Origin of the sequence: Nocardioides ureilyticus (assembly GCF_051280745.1) — a bacterium.
GTDB lineage: Bacteria > Actinomycetota > Actinomycetes > Propionibacteriales > Nocardioidaceae > Nocardioides.
The window spans coordinates 1-1,624 of the sequence record NZ_JBNCOG010000074.1 but is presented as its reverse complement, the minus strand read 5'-3'; the positions used below and the strand labels follow the sequence as shown (position 1 = coordinate 1,624).

Sequence of the window (1,624 nt, the reverse complement as noted above, 5' to 3'; positions counted from 1 at the left end):
GGTGGTCGCGAACGAGGTCAAGGAGCTGGCGCAGGAGACGGCTCGGGCGACCGAGGACATCGCGCGTCGGGTGGAGGCCATCCAGGGTGACACCGGTGGTGCGGTGGAGGCGATCGGTGAGATCGCTTCGATCATCACCTCGATCAACGACTACCAGCTGACCATCGCCTCGGCGGTGGAGGAGCAGACCGCGACGACGAACGAGATGTCGCGCAACGTGGCGGAGGCCTCGACGGGTTCGGGCGAGATCGCCGCGAACATCGCAGGCGTCACCCAGGCCGCCGTCGCCACGACCCAGGCCATGAGCCAGTCCCAGGCCGCCGTCGGCGAGCTGGCCCGGATGGCTGCCGACCTGCGGGCCGAGGTGGCCCGCTTCACCCGAGCCTGAGCCCAGGCCCGGTCCACAGACACCTGCAGCCGCAACCGCGGCGCAGCAGCAAGGGAGCACGCGCATGTCCACCACCACCACCACCACCACGGAGCGCCGAGGTCCGCTGGCCTGGTTCGGCGACCGGAGCGTCCGGGTCAAGATCCTGAGCGCGGTGGTGTTCACCGCGGTCGTCGGCCTCGTCGTCGGCCTGATGGGTCTGCGCTCCCTCAGCGGCTCGGCCGACCAGGCCCACGCGCTGTACGAGAACAACGCTCTCGCGATCGAGCAGGCCGGCGAGATGAACGTCTCGCTCCGCGTGGTGCGACAGAACGCCCGTGACGTGCTGATCGCACCGTCCACGGAGGAGAAGAACGACTACGTCGAGAAGGTGGAGGAAGCCTTCGAGCGGTTCCAGACGGCCGTCGCGGCGTACGAGGCCACGGGCGTCGACGCGGCGGAGGAGGAGCTCCTCGCCAACCTGCAGGCCGCGGTCGACGACTACGCCGCCCTCCAGGAGGACGTCCTCATCCCGCTCGCGCTGGAGAGCCGGCTGGCGCAGTGGCACCGCGTCAACCTCGAGCGTGGCACCCCCATCGCCGATGCGATGACCGAGGACGTCCGCGGACTGATTGCCGACGAGTCGGCGGACGCCGAGGCCGCTGTCGCCGCGGTCGACGATGCCTATGCGAGCAACCGCCTGGTCGCGCTGCTGCTGCTCACCCTCGGCATCGGCCTGGCGCTGCTGGTCGGGTGGCTGGTCGCCCGGGCCATCTCCCGCGACGTCGCCCGGGTCAAGGTCGTCACCGACGCGATGGCCGAGGGTGACCTGACCCGGCGTGCGGAGCTGTCGACCCGCGACGAGGTGGGGGTCATGGGCGCCAGCCTGGACGCCGCGACCGCGAAGCTGCGAGACCTGATGACCAGCGTCATCGCCTCCGCCGACTCCGTCGCGGCTGCGGCTGAGGAGCTCTCGGCGTCGTCGCAGCAGATCGCTGCGGGTGCGGAGGAGACGTCGGTGCAGGCGGGTGTGGTCTCTGGTGCGGCCGATGAGGTGTCGCGGAACGTGCAGACGGTGGCGGCGGGTGCGGAGCAGATGGGTGCTTCGATCCGGGAGATCGCGCAGTCGGCGAACGATGCGGCGCGGGTGGCGTCGCAGGCGGTCTCGACGGTGGAGTCGACCAACGAGACGGTGGCGAAGCTGGGGACGTCGAGCCAGGAGATCGGGAACGTGGTGAAGGTGATCACCTCGATCGC

General features: G+C 70.4%; 1 protein-coding gene and 1 pseudogene. Both read left to right on the top strand.

The window, feature by feature from the left end; all coding sequences use genetic code 11:
- A pseudogene (locus tag ACSMHG_RS19510) lies at nucleotides 1–388 on the top strand (methyl-accepting chemotaxis protein); the annotation flags it as partial.
- Nucleotides 389–452: 64 nt separating this feature from the next.
- A partial coding sequence (locus ACSMHG_RS19505) for a methyl-accepting chemotaxis protein (protein ID WP_435748246.1) occupies nucleotides 453–1,624 on the top strand: 1,172 nt, incomplete at its 3' end.